This is a genomic window from Pseudomonas sp. NyZ201 (assembly GCF_049860765.1).
Lineage (GTDB): Bacteria > Pseudomonadota > Gammaproteobacteria > Pseudomonadales > Pseudomonadaceae > Aquipseudomonas > Aquipseudomonas bharatica.
The window spans coordinates 5,756,777-5,780,548 of sequence record NZ_CP187557.1 but is presented as its reverse complement, the minus strand read 5'-3'; the positions used below and the strand labels follow the sequence as shown (position 1 = coordinate 5,780,548).

General features: G+C 63.6%; 21 protein-coding genes. 13 read left to right on the top strand and 8 right to left on the bottom strand.

The window, feature by feature from the left end; all coding sequences use genetic code 11:
- The first annotated feature begins 62 nt into the window (after nucleotides 1–62).
- The 3 genes from ACPFMA_RS26010 (at nucleotide 63) to ACPFMA_RS26000 (ending at nucleotide 5,980) form a co-directional block, all read left to right on the top strand.
- Entirely contained in the window at nucleotides 63–2,366 is a 2,304-nt protein-coding gene (locus ACPFMA_RS26010; protein WP_064301540.1) for a YgiQ family radical SAM protein, read from the top strand.
- A 243-nt stretch (nucleotides 2,367–2,609) separates the two neighbouring features.
- Entirely contained in the window at nucleotides 2,610–5,075 is a 2,466-nt protein-coding gene (locus ACPFMA_RS26005; RefSeq protein WP_425929125.1) for a circularly permuted type 2 ATP-grasp protein, read from the top strand.
- Nucleotides 5,075–5,980 carry a transglutaminase family protein gene (locus ACPFMA_RS26000; RefSeq protein WP_425929123.1) on the top strand — a complete coding sequence of 302 codons (906 nt, stop codon included), beginning with the start codon at nucleotides 5,075–5,077 and terminating at the stop codon, nucleotides 5,978–5,980. The genes ACPFMA_RS26005 and ACPFMA_RS26000 overlap by 1 nt, the downstream gene beginning before the upstream one ends.
- On the opposite strand, the gene ACPFMA_RS25995 is transcribed toward ACPFMA_RS26000, so the two are convergent.
- A complete protein-coding gene (locus ACPFMA_RS25995) occupies nucleotides 5,965–6,552 on the bottom strand; it encodes a TIGR00730 family Rossman fold protein (protein ID WP_425929121.1) in 588 nt (195 codons plus the stop codon). The two genes, ACPFMA_RS26000 and ACPFMA_RS25995, sit on opposite strands and share 16 nt — an antisense overlap.
- Nucleotides 6,553–6,902: 350 nt before the next feature.
- Here ACPFMA_RS25995 and azu point away from each other — a divergent pair, with 350 nt between their 5' ends.
- A complete protein-coding gene (azu, locus tag ACPFMA_RS25990) occupies nucleotides 6,903–7,349 on the top strand; it encodes an azurin (protein ID WP_064301543.1) in 447 nt (148 codons plus the stop codon).
- A gap of 108 nt (nucleotides 7,350–7,457) precedes the next feature.
- On the opposite strand, the gene nadE is transcribed toward azu, so the two are convergent.
- Nucleotides 7,458–8,285 (bottom strand): ammonia-dependent NAD(+) synthetase, encoded by an 828-nt coding sequence (gene nadE / locus ACPFMA_RS25985; RefSeq protein WP_279896508.1) that lies wholly within the window; start codon nucleotides 8,283–8,285, stop codon nucleotides 7,458–7,460.
- A 3-nt stretch (nucleotides 8,286–8,288) separates the two neighbouring features.
- On the bottom strand, nucleotides 8,289–9,494 hold the full coding sequence (gene pncB / locus ACPFMA_RS25980; protein ID WP_420058173.1) for a nicotinate phosphoribosyltransferase: 1,206 nt from the start codon (nucleotides 9,492–9,494) through the stop codon (nucleotides 8,289–8,291).
- A gap of 462 nt (nucleotides 9,495–9,956) precedes the next feature.
- On the opposite strand from pncB, the gene ACPFMA_RS25975 reads away from it, so the two are divergent.
- The 7 genes from ACPFMA_RS25975 (at nucleotide 9,957) to ACPFMA_RS25945 (ending at nucleotide 16,900) form a co-directional block, all read left to right on the top strand.
- Nucleotides 9,957–11,093 carry a branched-chain amino acid ABC transporter substrate-binding protein gene (locus ACPFMA_RS25975; RefSeq protein WP_009398624.1) on the top strand — a complete coding sequence of 379 codons (1,137 nt, stop codon included), beginning with the start codon at nucleotides 9,957–9,959 and terminating at the stop codon, nucleotides 11,091–11,093.
- A gap of 163 nt (nucleotides 11,094–11,256) precedes the next feature.
- A complete protein-coding gene (locus tag ACPFMA_RS25970) occupies nucleotides 11,257–12,171 on the top strand; it encodes an ABC transporter permease subunit (RefSeq protein ID WP_042120264.1) in 915 nt (304 codons plus the stop codon).
- 2 nt (nucleotides 12,172–12,173) lie between these two features.
- Nucleotides 12,174–13,463 (top strand): high-affinity branched-chain amino acid ABC transporter permease LivM, encoded by a 1,290-nt coding sequence (livM, locus tag ACPFMA_RS25965; RefSeq protein ID WP_009398627.1) that lies wholly within the window; start codon nucleotides 12,174–12,176, stop codon nucleotides 13,461–13,463.
- Entirely contained in the window at nucleotides 13,460–14,335 is an 876-nt protein-coding gene (locus ACPFMA_RS25960) for an ABC transporter ATP-binding protein (protein ID WP_064301546.1), read from the top strand. The genes livM and ACPFMA_RS25960 overlap by 4 nt, the downstream gene beginning before the upstream one ends.
- On the top strand, nucleotides 14,332–15,048 hold the full coding sequence (locus ACPFMA_RS25955; protein ID WP_009398629.1) for an ABC transporter ATP-binding protein: 717 nt from the start codon (nucleotides 14,332–14,334) through the stop codon (nucleotides 15,046–15,048). Before ACPFMA_RS25960 ends, ACPFMA_RS25955 begins: the two co-directional genes overlap by 4 nt.
- 188 nt (nucleotides 15,049–15,236) lie before the next feature.
- Nucleotides 15,237–15,566 (top strand): hypothetical protein, encoded by a 330-nt coding sequence (locus tag ACPFMA_RS25950; RefSeq protein WP_009395328.1) that lies wholly within the window; start codon nucleotides 15,237–15,239, stop codon nucleotides 15,564–15,566.
- A gap of 572 nt (nucleotides 15,567–16,138) precedes the next feature.
- Entirely contained in the window at nucleotides 16,139–16,900 is a 762-nt protein-coding gene (locus tag ACPFMA_RS25945; protein WP_064301547.1) for an SDR family oxidoreductase, read from the top strand.
- A gap of 106 nt (nucleotides 16,901–17,006) precedes the next feature.
- Here ACPFMA_RS25945 and ACPFMA_RS25940 read toward each other — a convergent pair whose 3' ends face one another.
- The 3 genes from ACPFMA_RS25940 to ACPFMA_RS25930 all read right to left on the bottom strand — a co-directional run bounded on the left by ACPFMA_RS25940 (nucleotide 17,007) and on the right by ACPFMA_RS25930 (nucleotide 19,306).
- Nucleotides 17,007–18,104 carry an AGE family epimerase/isomerase gene (locus ACPFMA_RS25940; protein ID WP_425929115.1) on the bottom strand — a complete coding sequence of 366 codons (1,098 nt, stop codon included), beginning with the start codon at nucleotides 18,102–18,104 and terminating at the stop codon, nucleotides 17,007–17,009.
- 68 nt (nucleotides 18,105–18,172) lie between these two features.
- Entirely contained in the window at nucleotides 18,173–18,805 is a 633-nt protein-coding gene (locus tag ACPFMA_RS25935; protein ID WP_009395320.1) for a TetR family transcriptional regulator, read from the bottom strand.
- Between the two features lie 132 nt (nucleotides 18,806–18,937).
- Nucleotides 18,938–19,306, bottom strand: a complete 369-nt coding sequence (locus ACPFMA_RS25930) for a hypothetical protein (protein WP_009395319.1) — start codon at nucleotides 19,304–19,306, stop codon at nucleotides 18,938–18,940.
- 263 nt (nucleotides 19,307–19,569) lie between these two features.
- Here ACPFMA_RS25930 and ACPFMA_RS25925 point away from each other — a divergent pair, with 263 nt between their 5' ends.
- Complete coding sequence (locus tag ACPFMA_RS25925; protein ID WP_064301549.1) at nucleotides 19,570–21,639, top strand: AsmA family protein; 2,070 nt, start codon at nucleotides 19,570–19,572, stop codon at nucleotides 21,637–21,639.
- Between the two features lie 114 nt (nucleotides 21,640–21,753).
- Here the strand turns inward: ACPFMA_RS25925 and ACPFMA_RS25920 are convergent, their stop codons facing one another.
- Together ACPFMA_RS25920 and osmE are read right to left on the bottom strand one after the other, a co-directional pair.
- Nucleotides 21,754–22,284 carry a ferritin-like domain-containing protein gene (locus tag ACPFMA_RS25920; RefSeq protein WP_009394328.1) on the bottom strand — a complete coding sequence of 177 codons (531 nt, stop codon included), beginning with the start codon at nucleotides 22,282–22,284 and terminating at the stop codon, nucleotides 21,754–21,756.
- A 91-nt stretch (nucleotides 22,285–22,375) separates the two neighbouring features.
- Nucleotides 22,376–22,714 carry an osmotically-inducible lipoprotein OsmE gene (gene osmE, locus ACPFMA_RS25915; protein ID WP_009394326.1) on the bottom strand — a complete coding sequence of 113 codons (339 nt, stop codon included), beginning with the start codon at nucleotides 22,712–22,714 and terminating at the stop codon, nucleotides 22,376–22,378.
- 134 nt (nucleotides 22,715–22,848) lie between these two features.
- On the opposite strand from osmE, the gene ACPFMA_RS25910 reads away from it, so the two are divergent.
- Entirely contained in the window at nucleotides 22,849–23,739 is an 891-nt protein-coding gene (locus tag ACPFMA_RS25910; protein WP_425929112.1) for an esterase/lipase family protein, read from the top strand.
- Nucleotides 23,740–23,772 lie beyond the last annotated feature (33 nt).

Sequence of the window (23,772 nt, the reverse complement as noted above, 5' to 3'; positions counted from 1 at the left end):
TAAATTTTGTGCTATATTCCGCGCCCGCGATTTTCCTGCACTCAAAAAAACCGGTCACTGACATGCAAGCAGCCAAACCACTCTTCGACTATCCCAAGTACTGGGCCGAATGCTTCGGACCAGCGCCGTTCCTGCCGATGAGCAGGGAGGAGATGGATCAGCTCGGCTGGGATTCCTGCGACATCATCATCGTGACCGGCGACGCCTACGTCGACCATCCGTCGTTCGGCATGGCCATCATCGGCCGCCTGCTGGAGGCCCAGGGCTTCCGCGTCGGGATCATCGCCCAGCCGAACTGGCAGTCGAAGGACGACTTCATGAAGCTCGGCGAGCCCAACCTGTTCTTCGGCGTCGCCGCCGGCAACATGGACTCGATGATCAACCGCTACACCGCCGACAAGAAGATCCGCTCCGATGACGCCTATACCCCGGGTGGCCTGGCCGGCAAGCGCCCGGACCGTGCGAGCCTGGTCTACAGCCAGCGCTGCAAGGAAGCCTACAAGCACGTGCCGATCGTTCTCGGCGGCATCGAGGCGTCGCTGCGCCGCATCGCGCACTACGACTACTGGCAGGACAAGGTCCGTCACTCGATCCTGATCGACGCCTGCGCCGACATCCTCCTGTACGGCAACGCCGAACGTGCCGTGGTCGACATCGCCCAGCGTCTTGCCGCGGGCGAACGCATCGAGGACATCACCGATATCCGCGGTACCGCCTTCGTCCGTCGCGATACCCCGCAGGGCTGGTACGAGATCGACTCGACCCGCATCGACCGTCCGGGCAAGGTCGACAAGATCATCAACCCCTACGTCAATACCCAGGACACCCAGGCCTGCGCCATCGAGCAGCAGAAGGGCGAGGTGGAGGACCCGAACGAGCCGAAGGTGGTGCAACTGCTCGACAGCCCGCGGATGACCCGGGAAAAGACCGTGATCCGCCTGCCGTCGTTCGAGAAGGTGCGCAATGACGCGGTGCTCTACGCCCACGCCAACCGCGTGCTGCACCTGGAAACCAACCCGGGTAACGCCCGGGCCATGGTGCAGAAGCACGGTGAAGTCGATGTCTGGTTCAACCCGCCGCCCATTCCGATGACCACCGAGGAAATGGACTACGTATTCGGCATGCCCTACGCGCGGATCCCGCATCCGGCCTACGGCAAGGAGCGCATCCCTGCGTACGAAATGATCCGTTTCTCGGTGAACATCATGCGCGGCTGCTTTGGTGGCTGCACCTTCTGCTCCATCACCGAGCATGAAGGGCGGATCATCCAGAACCGTTCCCACGAGTCGATCATTCGCGAGATCGAGGAGATCCGTGACAAGGTCCCCGGCTTCACCGGCGTTATTTCCGACCTCGGCGGCCCGACCGCGAACATGTACCGGATCGCCTGCAAGAGCACCGAGATCGAGACCCACTGCCGCAAGCCGTCCTGCGTGTTCCCGGGGATCTGCCCGAACCTGAACACCGACCACTCGTCGCTGATCAAGCTGTACCGCAGCGCCCGGGCCCTGCCGGGGGTGAAGAAGATCCTGATCGCTTCCGGCCTGCGCTACGACCTTGCCGTGGAGTCGCCCGAGTACGTGCGCGAGCTGGTGACCCACCACGTTGGCGGCTACCTGAAGATCGCCCCGGAGCACACCGAGGAAGGCCCGCTTAACCAGATGATGAAGCCTGGTATCGGCACCTACGACCGCTTCAAGCGCATGTTCGAGAAATATTCGAAGGAAGCGGGCAAGGAGCAGTACCTGATTCCGTACTTCATCGCCGCTCACCCGGGCACCACCGACGAAGACATGATGAACCTGGCCCTGTGGCTCAAGGGCAACGGCTTCCGCGCCGACCAGGTGCAGGCGTTCTATCCGTCGCCGATGGCCTCGGCCACCGCCATGTACCACTCGGGCAAGAACCCGCTGCGCAAGGTCACCTACAAGAGCGAAGGGGTGACCATCGTCAAGAGCGAGGAGCAGCGCCGCCTGCACAAGGCTTTCCTGCGCTACCACGATCCGAAGGGCTGGCCGATGCTTCGCGAGGCCCTTGAGCGCATGGGCCGTGCCGACCTGATCGGCCCGGGCAAGCATCAGCTGATTCCGGCGCACCAGCCGGCGACCGACAGCTACCAGAGCGCCCGGCGCAAGAACTCCACCCCTGCGGGCAGCCACAAGGTGGCCAAGGAACAGAAGCTCCTCACCCAGCACACCGGCCTGCCGCCGCGCGCCAGCAATGGTGCCAAGCCCTGGGACAAGCGCGAAGAGGCCAAGGCCGCCGCGTTCGCCCGCAACCAGGAGGCAGCTAAGGCGCGCAAGGACGCAGCCAAGGGCGGCAAGGGCAAGGGCAAGACCAAGCGCCAGCCGGTCCTGCCGCGCTAAGCCCCATGACGGGGCTTGCGCCCCGTCATGAAGCCCATCCAGGCACCACATGGGTGCACTCATGCGCGTACCCTGTGGGAGCGGGTTCACCCGCGATTGCTATGGTGAATCCACTACCGCAATCGCGGGTGAACCCGCTCCCACAGGGTGAGAGTCTTGCTTTCGGATGTTGTCAATTCCGCGCTGAAGCCACTGGCATAACTCTTGCCGCATCCCGCCCACAACTCCCCTGTGAGCGCCCCGATGCCCGACCTGCTGGATGCCCTGACCCCAAGCCCCGCGACCTGGCATGAAATGCTCGCCGTCGACGGCAGCGTGCGTCCGCACTGGCAGGAACTGCTGGCCCACCTGCAACGCAGTGGTCCGCAGCAACTGACCCAGCGCCAGGCCCTGCTTAACCGACAATTGCGGGAAAACGGCGTCACCTACAACATCTACGCCGACCCCGACGGTGCCGATCGTCCCTGGGAACTGGACCTGCTGCCCCAGGTCATCCCCGCCGCCGAATGGGACGTGCTGGCCCGCGGCATTGCCCAGCGGGCGCAGGTGCTCAATGGCGTGCTGGCGGATATCTACGGGCCGCAGCAACTGATCGCCGAGGGGCTGCTGCCGGCCGAGCTGGTCTTCGGCCACAACAACTTCCTATGGCCTTGCCAAGGCATCGAAGTGCCGCAGCAGACCTGGCTGCATGTCTACGCCGCCGATCTGGCACGCGGCCCGGACGGCCGCTGGTGGGTGACTGCCGACCGCACCCAGGCTCCCTCCGGCGCGGGATACGCCCTGGAGAACCGCACCGTGGTCTCCCGCGCCTTCCCCGAGCTGTATCGCGATCTCCACGTGCAACACCTGGCCGGCTTCTTCCGTACCCTCCAGCAGAGCCTGGCACGCCTGGCGCCCAGCGGTCGGGAAACGCCACTGGTGGTGCTGCTGACCCCCGGGCGCTTCAACGAAAGCTGGTTCGAACACCTGTTCCTTGCCCGCCAGCTGGACTACCCGCTGGTGGAGGGCAGCGACCTGACCGTGCGCGACGGCACGGTCTACCTGAAGACCTTGAGCGGCCTGCGCCGGGTCCACGCGATCCTGCGTCGGCTCGACGACGATTTCTGCGACCCCCTGGAATTGCGCACCGACTCGGCGCTGGGCGTCCCCGGCCTGCTGGACGCCGTGCGCCAGGGACGGGTCCTGGTAGCCAACGCCCTGGGCAGCGGCGTGCTGGAATCTCCCGGTCTGCCGGGCTTCCTGCCGGCGATCAGTGAGCGGCTGCTGGGTGAGCCATTGATCCTGCCGTCCATCGCCAGCTGGTGGTGCGGCGAGCCAGCCGCCCTGGAGCAGGCGCTGGAAAAGATGCCCGACCTGCTGTTCAAGCCCGCCTTTCCCTCGCAAAGCTTCCAGCCCTTGCTGGGGCGCGACCTCGACGATGCCCAGCGCCAGGCGTTGGCCAAGCGCCTGCGCGCGCGGCCCTATGCCTATGTCGCCCAGGAACTGGCGCAGCTGTCCCAGGCTCCGGTCTGGCAGGGTGCAAGGCTGGAAGACCGGCCCGTGGGCATGCGCGTCTACGCCGTGGCCGACGCCGACGGCTGGCGGGTCCTGCCGGGCGGGCTGACACGGGTAGCGGCGCAGGCCGATGCAGAGGTGGTGTCGATGCAGCGCGGCGGTGCCAGCAAGGACACCTGGGTCCTGGGCGAGCGCCCGGCCCGAGGTGAACAATGGCAGGTCAGCCGCAGCCTGGGCGTCGCCGACCTGGTCCGCGCCGACCCCTACCTGCCATCGCGGGTGGTGGAAAACCTGTTCTGGTTCGGCCGTTATTGCGAGCGTTGCGATACCAGCGCGCGCCTGCTGCGGATCCTGCTGGGGCGTTACCTGGATGGCGACTCGCCGCAAGCGCTGGAAGCGGCGGTGCAACTGGCCGAAGAGCTGGAGCTGCTGCCGAGACAGGGCACCCTCGACACCCGTCTGCGCACTGCACTGCTGGACCCGAACTGGGGCTTCAGCCTGCGGGCCAATCTACAGCGCCTGCAATGGGCGGCCGGGCAGGTGCGCGGCACGCTGTCGCGGGAAAACTGGCAGGCGCTGAGCGAACTGCAACGAGAGGCGCAGCGCCTTGACGATCTCTCGGCCGATTTCACCGAACTGCTGGACTTTCTCAACCGCCTGATCCTGTCGATGGCGGCCCTGTCCGGCTTCGCCATGGACGACATGACCCGCGACGAAGGCTGGCGCTTCCTGCTTACCGGGCGCCGCATCGAGCGCCTGCACGCGTTGAGCAGCAGCCTTGCAGGCTTCCTGCGCGGACCGGCGCCCAGCGACCAGGCAGGTCTGGAGTGGTTGCTGGAGCTGGCCAACAGCAGCATCACTTACCGTTCGCGCTATCTGGCGGTGGCGCAGCTGGTTCCGGCGCTGGACCTGCTTCTGCTGGACGAGCAGAACCCCCATGGCGTGCTGTTCCAGTTGCGTTCGCTGCTGCGGTCGCTGGAACGCCTGCGCAGCCCGGCAGAGGCCGAATTGGGCGAGCTGGCCGAGCGCCTGAAGCGTTTCGACCTGCGCAGCCTGGAGGCGTCGTTGTTCGGAGAAGCCAGCCTGACCGCAGTGCTGGAAGGGCTGGCGGCAATGCTCGAACGGATCGCGGCAGGCGCCGAAGCGGCTGCCGAGCGCCTGGCCCTGCGCCATTTCGCCCATGTCGATGTCAGCCAGCAGACGGTGTCCGCCTGATGAGTGCGCATTACCAGATTCTTCACGATACCCATTACCGCTATGCCAGCCCGGTCTCCCTGGCCCAGCAATTGGTGCACCTCTGGCCGAGGGACTGTGCCTGGCAACGTTGCCAGGAGCGTGTTCTGGAGGTGACCCCGGTGCCGACACGGCGCCGCGACGAGCTGGATGTGTTCGGCAATCCGCTGACCCGACTCGGCCTGGAGTACCAGCATGACGAGTTGCAGGTCAGTACGCGCGTGCGCATCGAAGTGCTACCGCGCAAGCTGCCATCGCTGTGCGCTTCACCCGCCTGGGAGCAGGCCCGGGATGCCCTGGCCTATTCGCGCAGGGCGCTGCCGCCGGCGTTTCTCGAGGCCAGCCGCTATCGCTTCGAGTCACCGTTCGTGCGCCTGAAAAGGCGCTTCGTGGAATTCTCCGAACCCTGCTTCGGCGCCGGCGTACCGCTGCTGGAAGCGGTACGGGCGCTGATGGAAAAGATCCACCGGGAGTTCACCTTCGATGCCGGCGCAACCCAGGTCGCCACGCCGTTGGTGGAGGTGCTGGCGCGGCGTCGTGGGGTCTGCCAGGACTTCGCCCACCTGATGCTTGCCTGCCTGCGCTCGCGGGGGCTGGCGGCGCGCTACGTCAGTGGTTACCTGCTGACCCGGCCGCCGCCCGGGCAGGCGCGGCTGATCGGTGCCGACGCTTCCCATGCCTGGGTTTCGGTGTACTGCCCGACCCATGGCTGGGTGGATTTCGATCCCACCAACAACCTGCTGCCGGCGCTGGAGCACATCACCCTCGGCTGGGGCCGGGACTTCGCCGATGTCTCGCCGCTGCGCGGGGTGATTCTCGGCGGCGGCAGCCATGATCCCGAGGTCCGGGTGACGGTGCTGCCCGTGGAGGATCAGCTCGGCGGCTGATCGACCCACTTCGGCTGAACCACCGGCTCCCAGGCGTCCAGGGCATCGAGCAGGGCGTCCGGTGCCTCGTTCATCTGCAGCATCGAGCGGTGCTGCGGGCGCACGAAGCCCTGTTCGACGACATAATCGAGGAAGCCGCTGAGCTTCTCGTAGAACCCGTTGACTTCGAGCAGGCCCAACGGTTTGCCGTGGTAGCCGAGCTGGCCCCAGGTCCAGACTTCGAACAGCTCCTCGAAGGTGCCGAGCCCGCCAGGTAGGGCGATGAAGGCGTCGCTCAGCTCGGCCATGCGCGCCTTGCGCGCGTGCATGCCGTCGACCACCTCCAGGCGCGTGAGGCCAGGGTGGGCGATTTCGGCGCGTTGCAGGCTCACCGGGATGATCCCGATCACCTCGCCTCCGGCGGCCATGGCGGCATCGGCAACGATCCCCATCAGGCCCACCGCACCACCACCGTAGACCAGCGTCAGGCCGCGCCCGGCGATCGCCTGGCCGAGGGCGATGGCGGCTTCACGATAGACCGGGCTGGCCCCGGTGCTGGCGCCACAGAAAACACAAACGGAACGTAGGGACATGACTTTCTCCGGGTCGAAAACGGCCACAGGGTACGGTCATGCAGCGGCGGTTCCAAGCCTTGCAGCTACTCCGGACGGGAGAATTCGCAGGCGGTGCCGGCAGCGCCGCAGGCATAGGCGGCCAGAAGACTTTGCATGAAATTGCCGAGGGACATGGCGGACTACTCCTAAATGAGAGGTTGTCCCATCCTCGGTCATAGGGGCATGATGGCGCACGTTGATTGTCTTGATGGACACCATAGAGAATTTCACTGCCGATTCAGGGTCTTAACCCTTGACCCATGTCACCGGTCCGTTGCGCTGGATGGGGCAGTCTGATTTCAATAAAAAACCTGCCATGGAGATTCACGATGTTTGCCAAGTTCGTTGCGGTATCCCTGCTGACCCTCGCCAGTGCCCAGGTAATGGCCGCTGATTGCAAGGTCACCGTCGATTCCACCGACCAGATGTCCTACAACACCAAGGAAATCACCATCGACAAGAGCTGCAAGCAGTTCACCGTCGAGCTGACCCACTCCGGCAACCTGCCGAAGAACGTCATGGGCCACAACCTGGTAATCAGCAAGACTGCCGATGCCCAGGCCATCGCCACTGCCAGCATGGGCAAGGGCCTGGACGGCGGTTACCTGGATGAAAGCGATGCGCGCATCGTTGCCCACACCAAGCTGATCGGCGCCGGTGAAACCAGCTCCGTGACCTTCGATGTGTCCAAGCTGGAAGCGGGCCAGGACTATCAGTTCTTCTGCACCTTCCCAGGCCATATCAGCATGATGAAAGGCGCTGTTGTACTGAAGTAACAACAGACACCGCTGAACCCTGTGGGAGCGGGTTCACCCGCGATGAGGTCGGTGAATTCACTGACGTAATCGCGGGTGAACCCGCTCCCACATTGACCGCGTCGCTCCTCAGGGGGCGAACGGCATTTCCCGCTTGTGCTGCGTCTTCTCGTACGTCCGCTTGATGATTTCGAACGCTTCCTCGCTTACCGGCTCGCCGTGCAGGAAGGCGTCGATCTGCGCATAGGTGACGCCGTGTGCAGCCTCGTCCGGCTTGCCCGGCTCGAGGTCTTCCAGGTCCGCGGTCGGGACCTTCTCCACCAGTGACTCCGGCGCGCCAAAGCTGCGCGCGATCGAGCGCACCTGGTTCTTCACCAGGCCGCTGAGCGGCGCCAGGTCGCAGGAGCCATCGCCGAACTTGGTAAAGAAGCCCATCACCGCCTCGGCGGCATGGTCGGTACCGATCACCAGGCCGCCACGGGCACCGGCGATGGTGTACTGGGCGACCATGCGCATCCGCGCCTTGGTATTGCCCACCACGAAGTCCACCATGGCCGGCTTGCCACCTTCCAGCGCCTTCACCTCCGCCGCCAGGGCACGCACCGCCGGGGCGATATCCACCGTGTGCAGTTCGTCGGGCTTGATGAAGTCGAGGCAGGCTTGGGCGTCGTGCTCGTCGTGCTGCACATGGTATGGCAGGCGCACGGCGATGAAGCGGTAGGCCGTGTCGCCGGTCTGTTCGCGCAGTTCATTGACCGCACGCTGGGCGAGCAGGGCGGCAGTGAGCGAATCGACGCCACCGCTGATCCCCAGCACCAGGACTTTCAGCCCGGCGTTCTTCAGGCATTGCTGGATGAAGGCGACGCGCCGGGCGACTTCGGCGTCGAGTGCGGCGCGATCGGCGAATGGTGGCTGGACCTTGAGCTGCTGCGCGATCTCTCGCTGGACGGCTTGCATGGGTTACTCCTCGCTGGGAACTTGGAAAACGTGACGCAGGTAGGAAACGAAATTGGCGTCGCGGCACTGGGTCTTGGCGGCTTCGTCGGAAATCTTCGCGACGGGCTGGCCGTTGCAGTCGGTCATCTTCAGCACGATGCTCATCGGTGCGACGCCGGGGATATCGCAGGTCAGGTTGGTGCCTATGCCGAAGCTGACATTTATTCGTCCACGCAACGCCCGGAAGATTTCCAGGGAGCGCGGCAGGTTCAGACCATCGGAAAACACCAGGGTCTTGGTCATCGGATCGATCCCGAGCTTGCGATAGTGGGCGATGGCCTTTTCCGCCCAGAGCACCGGGTCGCCGGAGTCGTGGCGCAGGCCGTCGAACAGCTTGGCGAAGTACAGGTCGAAATCGCGCAGGAAGGCATCCATGGTGATGCAGTCGGTCAGCGCGATGCCGAGCAGGCCACGGTACTCGCGGACCCAGCAGTCGAGGGCGGCGATCTGGCTGTCGATCAGGCGCGGGCCGAGTTGCTGGTGGGCCATGATCCATTCATGGGCCATGGTGCCCAGCGGCTTGATATCCAGTTTCCATGCCAGGTGAACGTTGCTGGTACCGACGAAGCGTGCCGGAAACGCTTCCTTGAGCACCTTGACCACTTCCTCCTGCACGCCGAAGGAGAAGCGCCGCCGGGTGCCGAAGTCGGCAACCTGCAGTTCGGCCAGTTCGTCCTCGTCGGCATTGGCCCGCAGCCAGTCGAACTTGCGCAGCAACTGCTCGCGGGCCTCGCCCAGCCGGACCTGTGGATAACGGTTGCGGTTGCGCACCTCGCTGATGATCGCCAGCAGCGGCACCTCGAAGAGGATCACATGCAGCCATGGGCCCTTGAGGCGCAGGAAGAACTGGTCGTTTTCGACGCCCATCTTCAGGTAGCGCAGGTTGAAGCGGAACAGCCCGAGGAAACGCAGGAAATCCGGCTTCATGAAGCTGATCTGTTCGAGAAAGCCGAGCTGCGCGTCGCTGATGCTCAGGTCACTGAGGCGCTCGACCTGTTCGCGTATCTGCCCCAGATAAGGGCGCAGGTCCTCGCCGTTGCGGCAGCGGAACTCCCATTCCACGTCGACGTTGGGGTAGTTGTGCAGCACTGCCTGCATCATGGTCAGCTTGTAGAAGTCGGTGTCCAGCAGGCTTTGCACGATACGGTCGGCGAAAGCGCTATCGCTCATGGTTTGCTCCAGTTCCGGCAGGTGCCATCAAGGCTGTCCATTGTGCCAGTGAATCGCGTCGGGCGTGGCTGCGGATTCGCGGGTCGTTCGGTAGCACACTACCTATAGCAGCGTTTTTCCCGGGGCGGTCTAGCCTCTTATGGTGCTTGCTGTAGCAGTTGCGCACCACGAATGTGCAGTTCCGTTACGCAGGCTGTTACAGGGCGGTTGCACGTAAACACGCACAGGGGTTGCAATGATGGCATCAGGTGGTTGCGCCTTACCTGTCCGGAAGGTAGCTCTTTGTGTCTGGCAAGCGGTTGCACGACCCGGAAAGAAGGCACGCGATCGCGAGCCGGAAAACCGCACTGCGCGTTTTATTCGAATAAAAAACCGATGGCACGGCCCTTGCTCTACGCAAATTGCTGAAACAAGTTGCTGAAGTAGTAGTGCCAATCCAAAAAACATCAGGAGCACCACCACATGTCGCAGACGTTTTACAAGAAAGGCTTTCTTGCCCTCGCCGTGGCCGCGGCGCTGGGCGTTTCTTCGTATGTCCAGGCCGATCTGAAGATTGGTGTCGCAGGTCCCATGACCGGTGCCAACGCAGCCTTCGGCGAGCAGTACATGAAAGGTGCCCAGGCTGCGGCCGATGCAATCAATGCCAAGGGCGGCGTCAACGGCGAGAAGATCGTCCTGGTCAAGGGCGACGATGCTTGCGAACCCAAGCAGGCCGTGGCCGTGGCCAACCGTCTGGTAGACCAGGACAAGGTAGCCGGCGTAGTGGGTCACTTCTGCTCGTCCTCGACCATCCCGGCCTCGGAGGTCTACGACGAAGCGGGCGTGATCGCCATCACCCCGGGCTCCACCAACCCGCAGGTCACCGAGCGCGGCCTGGGTGCCATGTTCCGCATGTGCGGCCGTGACGACCAGCAGGGTATCGTTGCTGGTGACTACATCATCGATGTGCTCAAGGGCAAGAAAGTCGTGGTCCTGCACGACAAGGACACCTACGGCCAGGGCCTCGCCGATGCCACCAAGGCACAGCTGGAGAAACGCGGCGTCAAGCCCGTGCTGTACGAAGGCCTGACCCGTGGCGAAAAAGACTTCAGCGCCGTGGTCACCAAGATCCGCGCCGCCGGTGCCGATGTCGTCTACTTCGGCGGCCTGCACCCTGAAGCCGGTCCGCTGGTCCGCCAACTGCGTGAGCAGGGTCTGAAAGACGTGGCGTTCATGTCCGACGACGGCATCGTCACCGACGAACTGGTCGCCACCGCCGGCGGCGCGCAATACACCAACGGCGTGTACATGACCTTCGGCGCCGACCCGCGCCTGCTGCCCGACAGCAAGGAAGTGGTGGAGCAGTTCCGCAAGGGTGGCACCGAGCCGGAAGGCTACACGCTGTACGCCTATGCCTCGATCCAGGCCCTGGCCGCCGGCTTCGAGGGCGCCAAGTCGAACAAGGGCGAAGACGCCGCCAAATGGCTCAAGGCCAACCCGGTGAAAACCGTGATGGGCGAGAAGAAGTGGGACAGCAAGGGCGACCTGACCGTCTCCGACTACGTGGTCTACCAGTGGGACGCCAACGGCAAATACCACCAGCTGGAAAAACAAAAATAACAATGGCAACCGGCCCGGGCGCCTCCTGCCCGGGCCGCTGCCCGGTTCAGCGCCGTACCTGTCTTTTCTCGTAGATCTGCACAAACCTGCGCTGCGAGGGCCGCTTCGCCCGGGGCCCGCCGTAGTCGGCGCTTGTGCAATCTCAAATACGTGAGATTGCGTTATGGATGGAATTTTCCTGCAGCAACTGATCAATGGACTGACCCTCGGGTCCGTCTATGGTCTGATCGCCATCGGCTACACAATGGTCTATGGCATCATCGGCATGATCAACTTCGCGCACGGCGAGGTGTATATGATTTCCGCCTACCTGGCGGCGATCAGCCTGGCATTGCTGGCCTATTTCGGTATCGAGTCCTTCCCGCTGCTGATGCTGGGAACGCTGTTGTTCACCATCGTCGTCACCGGGGTCTACGGCTTCACCATCGAACGCATCGCCTACAAACCCCTGCGCAACTCCACCCGGCTGGCGCCGCTGATCAGCGCCATCGGTATCTCGCTGATCCTGCAGAACTACGCGCAGATCAGCCAGGGCGCCCGCCAGCAAGGCGTGCCGACCCTGCTCGAAGGTGCCTGGCGTTTCGAGGTCGGTACCGGCTTCGTGCAACTGACCTACACCAAGATCTTCATTCTCATCGCCGCGTTCGCCGGCATGGCCCTGCTCACCTATGTGATCAAGTACACCAAGCTCGGCCGCATGTGCCGTGCCACCCAGCAGGATCGCAAGATGGCCTCGATCCTGGGGATCAACACCGACCGGGTGATTTCCTACGTATTCGTCATCGGTGCGGTGATGGCTGCCCTGGCCGGGGTGCTGATCACCATGAACTACGGCACCTTCGACTTCTATGCCGGCTTCATCATCGGCATCAAGGCGTTCACCGCCGCGGTACTCGGCGGTATCGGCTCGCTGCCAGGCGCCATGCTCGGCGGCATCGTGCTGGGCATCTCGGAATCGCTGTTCGCCGGCCTGGTCAACTCCGACTACAAGGACGTGTTCAGCTTCTCCCTGCTGGTGCTGATCCTGATCTTCCGTCCCCAGGGCCTGCTGGGTCGCCCGCTCGTGGCTAAGGTGTGAACATGTCCACTGCCAAGACTGCTTCTTCCGGTTTCGATATCAAACGCACCTTGATCGACACCATCGTTGCCGGCCTGCTTGCCCTGATCGTCTTCGGTCCGGTGGTGGGCGTGGTCCTCGATGGCTACAGCTTCAACGCCGAGCCGAGCCGCGTGGCCTGGCTGGTAGGTGGAGTGATGGCTGGTCGCCTGCTGATCAGCCTGTTCCTCCAGACCGACGCCGGCAAGCGCATGGCCCATGGCTTCGAAAGCGGTGGCTCGGGGGTGCATGTGCTGGCGCCGGACTACAAGTCGCGCCTGCGCTACATCATCCCGGCGCTGATCGTCATCGCCATTGTCTTCCCGATCTTCGCCAACAAGTACCTGCTGACCGTGGTCATCCTCGGCCTGATCTACGTGCTGCTGGGGCTCGGGTTGAACATCGTGGTAGGCCTCGCCGGCCTGCTCGACCTGGGTTACGTGGCGTTCTATGCCATCGGCGCCTACGGCCTGGCCCTTGGCTATCAATACCTCGGCCTGGGCTTCTGGAGCGTGCTGCCGCTGGCGGCCATTGCCGCGGCGCTGGCGGGCTGCATATTGGGCTTCCCGGTGCTACGGATGCATGGTGACTACCTGGCGATCGTGACCCTGGGCTTCGGCGAGATCATCCGGTTGGTGCTGAACAACTGGCTGTCCTTCACCGGCGGCCCGAACGGCATGCCGGTGCCTTCGCCGACCTTCCTCGGCCTGGAGTTCGGGCGCCGGGCCAAGGATGGCGGGGTACCGATCCATGAGTTCCTCGGTATCGAATACAACGCCAACCTCAAGTTCATCTTCATCTATGCCGTGCTGTTCATGGTCGTGCTGGCCGTGCTGTACATCAAGCACCGCCTGACCCGCATGCCGGTCGGCCGCGCCTGGGAAGCCCTGCGCGAAGACGAAATCGCCTGCCGTTCCATGGGCCTGAACCATGTGCTGGTCAAGCTCTCGGCCTTCACCCTCGGCGCCTCCACCGCCGGGCTGGCCGGGGTGTTCTTCGCCAGTTACCAGGGCTTCGTCAACCCGTCCTCGTTCACCTTCTTCGAGTCGGCGCTGATCCTCGCGATCGTGGTGCTCGGCGGCATGGGCTCGACGGTCGGCGTGGTGATCGCCGCCTTCGTCCTGACCGTAGCCCCGGAACTGCTGCGCAGTTTCTCCGAATACCGGGTGCTGCTGTTCGGCGTACTGATGGTGCTGATGATGATCTGGCGACCGCGCGGACTGATCCGCATCAGCCGCACCGGTGTGGTCCCGCGTAAAGGAGTGGCGCCATGAGCGACGACGTGATTCTTTCGGTCGATAACCTGATGATGCAGTTTGGCGGGATCAAGGCGCTGAGCGATGTCAGCCTGAAGGTCAAGCGCAACGATATCTTCGCCCTGATCGGCCCCAACGGCGCGGGCAAGACCACCGTGTTCAACTGCCTGACCGGGTTCTACAAGGCCAGTGGCGGCAGCATCGAACTGAACGTGCGCGGCTCGCACACCAACGTGATCCAGTTGCTTGGCGAGCGTTTCCAGTTGGGCGACTTCGTCTCGCCGAGCCGCTTCCTCACCCGGCTGCGCTACAAGATGTTCGGCGGCACCCACCTGGTCAACCGCGCCGGCTTGGCACGGACCTTCCAGAACATTCGCCTGTTCCGGGAAATGTCGGTGGTGGAAAACCTGCTGGTGGCGCAGCACATGTGGGTCAACCGCAACCTGCTGGCCGGTGTGCTCAACACCAAGGCCTATCGCAAGGCGGAAAGCGACGCCCTCGACCATGCCTTCTACTGGCTGGAAGTGGTGGACCTGGTGGATTGCGCCAACCGGCTCGCCGGCGAACTGTCCTACGGCCAGCAGCGCCGCCTGGAAATCGCCCGGGCCATGTGCACGCGGCCGAAGATCATCTGCCTGGACGAGCCGGCTGCCGGCCTCAACCCGCAGGAAACCGAGGCCCTGAGCCGGATGATCCGGGTGTTGCGCGACGAACATGACATCACCGTGGTGCTGATCGAACACGACATGGGCATGGTCATGAGCATTTCCGACCATATCGTCGTGCTCGACCACGGCAACGTCATCGCCGAAGGCAAGCCGCAGGACATTCGCAACAACCCGACCGTGATCGCCGCCTACCTGGGTGCTGACGAAGAGGAGCTGGTATGAGTGCACCCATTCTCGAACTGCAGGACCTGGACGTGTTCTACGGGCCGATCCAGGCGCTGAAAAAGGTCTCGCTGCACATCGACGAAGGCGAGACGGTCAGCCTGATCGGTTCCAACGGCGCCGGCAAATCGACCCTGCTGATGTCGATCTTCGGCCAGCCGCGGGCGGCGGCCGGCAAGATCCTCTATCGCGGTACAGACATCACCCACAAGTCTTCGCACTACATCGCGTCCAATGGCATCGCCCAGTCGCCGGAAGGACGGCGGGTGTTCCCCGACATGACCGTCGAGGAGAACCTGATGATGGGCACCATCCCCATCGGCGACAAGCATGCCGACGAAGACATGCAGCGCATGTACGAACTGTTCCCGCGGCTCAAGGAGCGGCGCAACCAGAGGGCCATGACCATGTCCGGCGGCGAGCAGCAGATGCTCGCCATCGCCCGGGCGCTGATGAGCCGGCCGAAGCTCTTGTTGCTGGACGAGCCGTCGCTGGGGCTGGCGCCGATCGTGGTCAAGCAGATCTTCTCGACCCTGCGCGAGCTGGCGAAGAGCGGCATGACCATCTTCCTCGTCGAGCAGAACGCCAACCATGCGCTGAAGCTGTCGGACCGGGCCTATGTGATGGTCAACGGGCAGATTCGCCTGAGTGGTACGGGGCAGGAATTGCTGGTCAACGAGGAGGTGAGGAACGCTTATCTCGGCGGGCACTGATAGTGCTGTGTCGTTCTTGATGGCCTCATCGCCGGCAACGCCGGCTCCCTCAGGTTGGATTGCACCGCAAACCTCGTGGGAGCCGGCGTTGCCGGCGATGAGGCCTTCAGGTTATGCAAGGAACTCAAGGCAAACCCGGACAGTCGTACCCCGTGTACCGTTTCGACGCTGCACAAGGAACCCATGCGATGTCCCACCGTTCCCCGATTTTCCCCGCGATCCTCGCCTGCGGCCTGCTGTTCGGCAGCCTGGCGGCGCAGGCCGAGGAAGCGGCCAAGGTCCAGATCGATTCTTCCGCTTCGTCTTCCGACAACCTCGCCGCGATCCACCGCGAATCCGGCATGACCCATTCACTGCACGACTCCGGGGTCAGCGTGGCCGACCTGAAGAAGATGCGCGACACCCTCAACCAGAACGCCAGTGACCTGCAGGACCTGCGCCGCACCGTGGACGAGCAGACCCGGCAGATCGGCGAGCTGCAACGGCGCCTGGAAGACACCAACCGCAAGGTGCAATAGGGTTTCCACGGAATGTGGAAAAGTCCCTCTGACAGAGGGTGGCGATACGCCATAACTGCGCGGCAAACCCTTGTTTTCACTGCAATTGAAGTTGTCCACGATTCGTGTGGAAGTGCTTGTGGGTAACTTGGTGATGATCGGCTGGAGGCCTTGTAAAACGAGGCCTGTACGGCATTGCTCGTTTTTTGTACAGTTGCGCGACAAGACCTTGAACAGGCTTTTGTCAAGGCGTTTTCAGAAGATTGAAGGAGCATTTCGCTATTATCCAAAGCCTGTGGATAACTCTGTGAACAAGCCTTGGAAAGACCCATCCGGGTCCCAGCGCTGAAGGGTTTTGCCCACAGCAGCAGCGTTTCCCATGCGCGCTGATGATGCAGTGCTGCACAGTTGCCCCCAATCTGTGTGGAAGGCCCTGTGGATAAGGTGCGCATAGCCGCGCCGGACCCTTCTGGCATAAGGTTTTGCGGGCGTTGTTCAGTTTTTGAGCAGTGGCAGGATCACTTGCTCCATGGCCATTGGCCGGGCATGCTGCATGGCCTGCCGTCCTCTTGCCGTGATCCAAGGAGATACCCATGACTTCCACCGTATTCATCACCGGTGCCACTTCCGGCTTCGGCGAAGCCTGCGCCCGCCGTTTCGCCGAGGCCGGCTGGTCGCTGGTGCTGACCGGTCGCCGCCAGGAGCGTCTCGACGCGCTGTGCGCAGAGCTCTCGAAAAAGACCCAGGTGCATGGCCTGGTCGTGGATGTGCGTGACCGCAAGGCCATGGAAGAGGCGATTGCCGGCCTGCCTCCGGCCTTCGCCAAGCTGCGCGGACTTATCAACAACGCCGGCCTGGCCCTCGGCGCCGACCCTGCGCCGCAGTGCAACCTGGACGACTGGGAAACCATGGTCGACACCAACATCAAGGGCCTGATGTACAGCACCCGCCTGCTGCTGCCGCGGCTGATCGCCCATGGCCGTGGCGCGACCATCCTCAACGTCGGTTCGGTGGCGGGCAATTACCCGTATCCGGGCAGCCATGTGTATGGCGGGACCAAGGCCTTCGTCGGGCAGTTCTCGTTGAGCCTGCGCTGCGACCTGCGCGGCACCGGGGTGCGAGTGACCAATATCGAGCCGGGACTGTGCGAGAGCGAATTCTCGCTGGTGCGCTTCGGTGGCGACCAGAGCCGTTACGACGCCACCTACGCCGGCGCCGAAGCGATCCAGCCGCAGGACATTGCCGAAACCATCTTCTGGATTCTCAACCAGCCGGCGCATATCAACATCAACAACCTCGAGCTGATGCCAGTGAGCCAGGACTGGGCCGGGTTCTCGATTACCCGTTCGGAGTAAACAGCACGACACGGACCCTGTGGGAGCGGGTTCACCCGCGATTGCGGTGGTGGGTTCACTGCCGCAATCGCGGGTGAACCCGCTCCTACAGGGGGCCGCGTCAGCTTCAAGTCAGGCGCTGCAAGCCTTGCAGACAGGTCACCAGGTGATAGGGCGTAGTCGAAGGCATATCGCTTCTACTCACTACGCCCTGAGCATCCCGACACTCATACCACCCCCCCTCATGCAGGAACCGCTGGCGCAGTACCTCCAGTTGGGCCACCAGCTTCTCTGCGTCGCCCCGTAGGGTCAGCGCCCGCAGATATTCAGCCTGGGCCCAGATGCGCTGGGTGGCATCGCGCACCTCGCCCTGCGCATCGAGCATCGCCAGCACTGCACCATCCTTCACTCCACGCTCCTCGGCAAAGGCAAACGCCCGCTCCAGCGACGCATGCAGCGCCGTGCCCTTGAGCAAAGGTGAAGTTTCCAGCAACCAGTACCACTCGAACTGATGCCCCGGTTCGAACCAGTTATCCACAGCCCCGCGCGGTTTTTCCAGCATCACCCCGTGCGGCGGGTCGATGAACTGCGCCTGCATGCCGTCGGTCAGGGCCAGCAGCGCGGCCTGCACTTGCGCATCCTCACGCACGGCCAGGGTGGCAAGGAACGCCTCGGCCAGATGCATCAACGGGTTCTGCAACGGGCCGCTGCCCAGGCCAGACCAGTCTTCGCCGAGGCTTGCCTCATACAACCCGTCGTTATTGGCGAAGCGCTCGGTCACGACACTGAGGGCGGCGTTCAGGGTCGATTCCGCCAGGCTGTCACGGCTTTTGTCCCAGTAGTGGGCACAGGCGAAGACGATGAACGCGTGGGTGTACAGGTCCTTGCGCCGGTCCAGCGGCTTGCCCTGGGCATCGACGCTATAGAACCAACCGCCATGCTCGGCGTCGTGGAAATGCCGGTTCAGCGAACGGAACAGCGCCGCAGCGCGTTCACTGGCGCCGGGCTGGTCGATACGGCTGCTGAACAGGTACAGCTGGCGGGCGCAGGCCATGGCCCGATAGCGCTGCACCGGCATCGGCCGGTGTGCGGGGTCGAGCGCCTCGAAGGGCAGGGCCATGTCCGGGTTCCAGCCCGGGCCTTCCCAAAGCGGCACGATGTGCCGGTCGAAGTGTTGCTGGGCTTCAGCGAGCAGGGAAGACAGGGCGGGGGAAAGTTCGGACATGGAAAAGGCTCGTCGCCGTCATTGCGTTGGCGCGCATGGTAGCAGGAAATTTCCCCGTGGCGCCGGGGTCAGGCCGGGTTGCCCAGGCCTTGCCAGTGCCGTGCGCCAACGAAGATGAAGCGCAATTGCTGGACGATCTTGGCCTCTGCGCTGAGCTGGCCCTCATCCAGGACCGCAGGTGGATCGATCAGCTCCGGCAGGGTGGCGAACACGGTTTTCACCACCAGGTCAGCCATGACGGCCAGGGCCGGCGCATCCAGGTGCTGCCAGCGCTGCATGCTGCCGAGGTCGGCGGCGAGGTCGGAGGCGATGCCTTCGCGCAGGCGGGCAATGGCCTGGCGTACGGGCTGCGAACCGCCGTACTGCTCACGGGCGAGAAACAGGAATTGCGCCCGGTTGGCCGCGACCACGTCGAGAAAGATGCGCACCGAGGCATCGGTGATGCCGCCCAGTTCGATTTCGTTGTAGCGAACCCGGCGGATGGTCTGGCGGAAGGTTTCGTTGACCTCGCGGACCAGTGCCAGGCCCAGTTGGTCCATATCCTCGAAGTGCCGGTAGAAGCCGGTGGGCACGATGCCGGCGGTGCGGGCCACTTCGCGCAGGCTGAGGCTGCCGAAACCACGGCCGCTCTCCATCAACTGGCGGGCTGCGTCCAGCAGTGCATGGCGGGTCTGTTGCTTCTGTTCGGCGCGCGGCAGCATGGCGGGTTCGTTCGTGTGAAACGGGCCCTGCACTCTAAAGGCCGGGGCCGGAAAAACAAAGCCCGGTCAGTTGACCGGGCCTCGGAGGGGAGAGGACTGCGCGCGGGTAGCTGTTGTTTTCGCGCATAGGCATCAGCTCACCCGGTTGTTGCGTTCGATCACTCGGTCGGAACCGCCTTCGGCGACGCGGTTGGCACGTTCGATGGCACGGTCGGAACCACCTTCGGCAACACGGTTGGCGCGGTCGATCACACGGTCACCACCACCTTCGGCAACCCGGTTGGCACGTTCGATGGCACGGTCGGACCCGCCTTCGGCAACCCGGTTGGCACGTTCGATCACACGGTCCGAACCGCCTTCAGCCAAGGTGTTCAACGGCTGGGAAACAGTGGCAGAGCTGGAACGGGCTTCGGCGGACAGGTGTTGATCGGCGGCCGGTACGGCGAAGGCACTGGTGGCCAGGACAGAGAGAGCAAGGCTGAGCAGCAATTGGCGTTTCATGGTTCGGATCTCCTTGGGGAGGGCAACTAAGTGGGTACGGGGCCAATGCTACTCTTGGAAATTGGATAGAAAAGTTCATAAAGATAATGGTAACAATCAACGGCATTGATATATTCCCCCGGGCGCTCTAGCTCGCGCCTTTCCCGAGTGTGTTAGTAGGAATTGACCAAGCCATTCAGGCGAAACCCCTCGCCGTTTCGTCAGTCCCAAGTACAAGTGCGTGGTTCACGCACCCTGCCTTGCAGTCACAGGAGAACCGTGCAATGACGCGCCCCGCCAAAATCGCCACCTGGACCCTGGCCAGCCTTGCGCTGATCCTGGTGCTGTTGGTGATCTTCATCGCCACTTTCGACTGGAACCGGGTCAAGCCGTTTCTCAACGAAAAGGTCTCGGAGGCCTTGCACAGGCCCTTCGCTATCAATGGCGATCTCTCCGTGCACTGGCGCCGCCAGCCCGAGGAGGGCGGCTGGCGGGCCTGGGTACCGTGGCCGCAATTCACTGCCCAGGACCTGACCCTGGGCAACCCGGAGTGGCTCAAGGAGCCGCAGATGGTCGGCCTGCAGCAGGTGGATTTCCGTCTCTCGCCGCTGCCGCTGCTGGCGCAGCGCATCGTCATTCCGCGCATCGACCTCAAGCTGCCCACCGCCAGCCTCAAGCGCCTGGCCGATGGCCGGGCCAACTGGACCTTCGATTTCGGGCCCAAGGATGAAAACGCCGAGCCATCCAGTTGGGTGCTGGATATCGGCGCCATCGGTTTCGACAAGGGCCAGGTGGCCTTCGATGACGCCACCTTGAAGACCAATGTCCAGGTGCAGGTCGATCCCTTGGGCAAGCCGATCCCGTTCGGCGACATCGTCGGCAAAAGTGCCGCCGAGAAGACCGCCAAGGAGCACGGCAATGCCCAGGACTATGCCTTCGGTTTCAAGGCCAAGGGCACCTACAAGGGCGAGGCGCTGACCGGCGAAGGCAAGATCGGCGGCCTGCTGGCCCTGCAGGATGCGACCCAGCCGTTTCCGGTGCAGGTGGACGTCAGCATCGCCAAAACCCGCGCCATCGTTGCCGGTACCCTTACCGATCCGCGCAATCTCGGGGCGCTCGACCTGCGCCTGAAGCTCTCCGGCGCCAGCCTCGCCAATCTCTATCCGCTGACCGGCGTGACCCTGCCGGACACACCGCCGTACCAGACCGACGGGCACCTGATCGCCAAGCTGCACGAGCCGGGCGGGGCGCTGTTCCGCTATGAAGGCTTCAACGGCAAGATCGGCGACAGCGACATCCATGGTGATCTGGCCTTCGTTTCCAGCCAGCCGCGGCCCAAGCTCAGTGGCAAGCTGGTGTCGAATCAACTGCTGTTCAAGGATCTCGCGCCGTTGATCGGTGCCGATTCCAACGCCCAGCAGAAAGCCCGTGGCGGCGCGGCGAAGCAGCCGGGTGACAAGGTGCTGCCGGTCGAGGAATTCCGCACCGAGCGCTGGCGGACGATGGATGCCGACGTGGCCTTCACCGGCAAGCGCATCGTGCAGACCGAGGAACTGCCGTTCACCGACCTCGACACCCATGTAATCCTCGACGACGGCCTGTTGCGCCTGGAGCCGCTGTCGTTCGGTGTTGCCGGTGGCAAGCTGGCGATGCAGGTGCGCCTCGACGGACGCACGACGCCCATGCAGGGCCGGGCGAAATTGACCGCGCGGGATCTCAAGCTCAAGCAACTGTTCCCGACCTTCGAACCCATGAAGACCAGCTTCGGTGCACTGAATGGCGATGCCGATATCAGTGGTCGCGGCAATTCGGTGGCGGCCCTGCTGGGTACCGCAAACGGCGATCTGAAACTGCTGATCAACGACGGTGCGGTGAGCCGCAGCCTGATGGAGATTGCCGGCCTTAACGTTGGCAACTACGTGGTTGGCAAGTTGTTCGGTGATAACGAAGTCAAGATCAACTGCGCCGCGACCGATGTAGGGATCAAGAACGGCCTGGCGACTACCCGGCTGTTCGTGTTCGACACCGAGAACGCGGTGATCTACGTCACTGGCACGGCCAACTTCGCCACCGAGCAACTGGACCTGAAGATCAACCCGGAATCCAAGGGGCTGCGCCTGTTTTCGCTGCGTTCGCCGCTGTACGTACGCGGTTCGTTCGCCAATCCATCGGCCGGCGTGCAGGCGGTGCCGCTGGCCTTGCGCGGGGCAGGGATGGTGGCGCTGGGCGTGGCCGCGGGGCCAGCGGCCGGGTTGCTGGCGCTGATCGCTCCGAGCAGTGGCGATGAGCCGAACCGTTGCACGCCGTTGCTGGAGCAGATGCGGGCCGGGAAAGCGCCCAAGACGGTGAAATAGTAGGGCCTCATCGCGGGTAAACCCGCTCCCACAGGGATCGCATCAGGCCTGAGGCTGGTGCGATCCTGTGGGAGCGGGTTTACCCGCGATAGGGCCCTCAAGAACAACGAAAAATCAGAGGCCTTGCAGCAGGTCCGCCATGTCATCCGCATGCTCTTCTTCCTGAGCCAGGATGTCCTCGAAAATGCGCCGGGTAGTCGGATCGCTGTCGCCAATGAAGCGCACGATCTCGCGGTAGCTGTCGATGGCGATCCGCTCGGCCACCAGGTCCTCCAGCACCATTTCCTTCAGGGTGGTTCCCGCCACGTACTGGGCATGGGAATTCTTGCTCAGGTTGTCCGGGTTCAGGTCCGGCTCGCCGCCCAGTTGCACGATGCGCTCGGCCAGCTTGTCGGCGTGCTCCTGCTCCTGGTTGGCATGCTCCAGGAACTCCGCCGCCGCGACGCTCGCCTTGATCCCGCTGGCCATGTAGTAGTGGCGCTTGTAGCGCAGGGTGCAAACCCACTCGGTGGCCAGCGCTTCGTTCAGCAGGCGCAGGATGGTCTGGCGGTCGGCGGTGTAGCCCTCGGTCACGGCGCCTTGTTCCACATGCTGGCGGGCGCGTTCGCGAAGGGTTTGGACATCGGTCAGTTCTACGGTGCTCATGATTTTCTCCAGGCTGGAAAACGGGCGCGCCGCGCTCTGGGGGCGCGGTCGCTACATCAGGTACGAGTACGGCGAAGCGGCAAAAGTTTTATCAGCCGCGGCCTTCGCGTCGGTCTTGTTCGCGTTGTTCGCAGGTTTTGAAACCCTTGTCGTCGACATGCCCGGTGGCGTCGAAGCGCACGTAGTAGGGCTGCTGATGACCTTCCTTGTTGAGGATGTAGTTATTGCAGGTACCGCCGTTGGGCAGGTCGATGACCGTGGACGGGCTACCGCCGATAGCGATGACCTTCTGCATGGTCATGCCGTTTTCCACTTGCTTGACCAGCGGCTGGTCACGGTAGGTGACGTGATCCACCGGATTTTCCGGATTGCTGCTGCAACCGATCAGGGTGGCGCTTGCCAGAAGTGCTGCCAGGGCGTGCTTGTACATGGTCGTGCATCCTCGTGGTGGGCCGTCGTGGGCCGATATCGGTTTGGAACCGCAAGCGGCGACGGGAGTTCGATTGCGATTGCCATCGTTTCGCCTGTAGGGTTGGCCGATCACTTCACGAACCGGGAGCCGTCATGTCGCAAGCGCTCGCCACGCGTTATCCCCTGGTGCTGGTGCCGGGCATGCTCGGCTTCGTTCGCCTGCTGCTGTATCCGTACTGGTTCGGCATCGTCAGGGCCTTGCGCCGCGGCGGGGCGCAGGTTTACCCGGTCCAGGTGTCGCCGCTGCACAGCACCGAGGTGCGCGGCGAGCAGTTGCTGCGGATCATCGAGGACCTGCGCCAGCGTACCGGGGTCGACAAGGTCAATCTGCTCGGCCACAGCCAGGGCGCCCTGACTGCTCGCTATGTCGCGGCGAAACGCCCGGAGTGGGTGGCCTCGGTGACCTCCATCGCCGGGCCCAACCATGGCTCGGAACTGGCCGACCATATCGAGCGCGAGTACCCGGGCGATTCGCCGCGAGGACGCATACTCAAGGCCGTGCTGCATGGCCTGGCCTGCTTGATGGGCGTATTGGAAACCGGCTGGAAGGGCCCCAGGTTGCCCATCGACGTGCATGCCTCGCACCTGTCCCTGACGTCCAGCGGCGTGGCCCGTTTCAACCAGCTTTATCCACAGGGCTTGCCGCAGACCTGGGGCGGCGAAGGCGCGGCCGAGGTCAATGGCGTGCGTTATTACTCCTGGTCCGGGGTACTCAAGCCAGGCATCACCGATCGCGGGCTGAACCGCCTGGATGGCAGCAACCGTTTCTGCCGCCTGTTCTCGCGCACGTTCGTACGTGAGCGAGGGCAGTGCGACGGCATGGTGGGGCGCTTCAGTTCACATCTGGGGCAGGTGATCGGCGACGACTATCCCCTCGACCACCTGGACATCGTCAACCAGTCCCTCGGTGCGGTGGGCAAGGGCGCACAGCCGGTGAAGCTGTTCCTTGAGCACGCCGCACGGCTCAAGGCGGCGGGCTGCTAGGCCTGGCGAGAGATGAAAAAATCTTGTCTAAAC

Excerpts from the sequence above, each read along its gene's own strand:
- ACPFMA_RS26010 (WP_064301540.1), top strand. The coding sequence starts at position 63 with ATGCAAGCAGCCAAACCACTCTTCGACTATCCCAAGTACTGGGCCGAA.
- ACPFMA_RS26005 (WP_425929125.1), top strand. The coding sequence starts at position 2,610 with ATGCCCGACCTGCTGGATGCCCTGACCCCAAGCCCCGCGACCTGGCAT.
- ACPFMA_RS26000 (WP_425929123.1), top strand. The coding sequence starts at position 5,075 with ATGAGTGCGCATTACCAGATTCTTCACGATACCCATTACCGCTATGCC.
- ACPFMA_RS25995 (WP_425929121.1), bottom strand. The coding sequence starts at position 6,552 with ATGTCCCTACGTTCCGTTTGTGTTTTCTGTGGCGCCAGCACCGGGGCC.
- azu (WP_064301543.1), top strand. The coding sequence starts at position 6,903 with ATGTTTGCCAAGTTCGTTGCGGTATCCCTGCTGACCCTCGCCAGTGCC.
- nadE (WP_279896508.1), bottom strand. The coding sequence starts at position 8,285 with ATGCAAGCCGTCCAGCGAGAGATCGCGCAGCAGCTCAAGGTCCAGCCA.
- pncB (WP_420058173.1), bottom strand. The coding sequence starts at position 9,494 with ATGAGCGATAGCGCTTTCGCCGACCGTATCGTGCAAAGCCTGCTGGAC.
- ACPFMA_RS25975 (WP_009398624.1), top strand. The coding sequence starts at position 9,957 with ATGTCGCAGACGTTTTACAAGAAAGGCTTTCTTGCCCTCGCCGTGGCC.
- ACPFMA_RS25970 (WP_042120264.1), top strand. The coding sequence starts at position 11,257 with ATGGATGGAATTTTCCTGCAGCAACTGATCAATGGACTGACCCTCGGG.
- livM (WP_009398627.1), top strand. The coding sequence starts at position 12,174 with ATGTCCACTGCCAAGACTGCTTCTTCCGGTTTCGATATCAAACGCACC.
- ACPFMA_RS25960 (WP_064301546.1), top strand. The coding sequence starts at position 13,460 with ATGAGCGACGACGTGATTCTTTCGGTCGATAACCTGATGATGCAGTTT.
- ACPFMA_RS25955 (WP_009398629.1), top strand. The coding sequence starts at position 14,332 with ATGAGTGCACCCATTCTCGAACTGCAGGACCTGGACGTGTTCTACGGG.
- ACPFMA_RS25950 (WP_009395328.1), top strand. The coding sequence starts at position 15,237 with ATGTCCCACCGTTCCCCGATTTTCCCCGCGATCCTCGCCTGCGGCCTG.
- ACPFMA_RS25945 (WP_064301547.1), top strand. The coding sequence starts at position 16,139 with ATGACTTCCACCGTATTCATCACCGGTGCCACTTCCGGCTTCGGCGAA.
- ACPFMA_RS25940 (WP_425929115.1), bottom strand. The coding sequence starts at position 18,104 with ATGTCCGAACTTTCCCCCGCCCTGTCTTCCCTGCTCGCTGAAGCCCAG.
- ACPFMA_RS25935 (WP_009395320.1), bottom strand. The coding sequence starts at position 18,805 with ATGCTGCCGCGCGCCGAACAGAAGCAACAGACCCGCCATGCACTGCTG.
- ACPFMA_RS25930 (WP_009395319.1), bottom strand. The coding sequence starts at position 19,306 with ATGAAACGCCAATTGCTGCTCAGCCTTGCTCTCTCTGTCCTGGCCACC.
- ACPFMA_RS25925 (WP_064301549.1), top strand. The coding sequence starts at position 19,570 with ATGACGCGCCCCGCCAAAATCGCCACCTGGACCCTGGCCAGCCTTGCG.
- ACPFMA_RS25920 (WP_009394328.1), bottom strand. The coding sequence starts at position 22,284 with ATGAGCACCGTAGAACTGACCGATGTCCAAACCCTTCGCGAACGCGCC.
- osmE (WP_009394326.1), bottom strand. The coding sequence starts at position 22,714 with ATGTACAAGCACGCCCTGGCAGCACTTCTGGCAAGCGCCACCCTGATC.
- ACPFMA_RS25910 (WP_425929112.1), top strand. The coding sequence starts at position 22,849 with ATGTCGCAAGCGCTCGCCACGCGTTATCCCCTGGTGCTGGTGCCGGGC.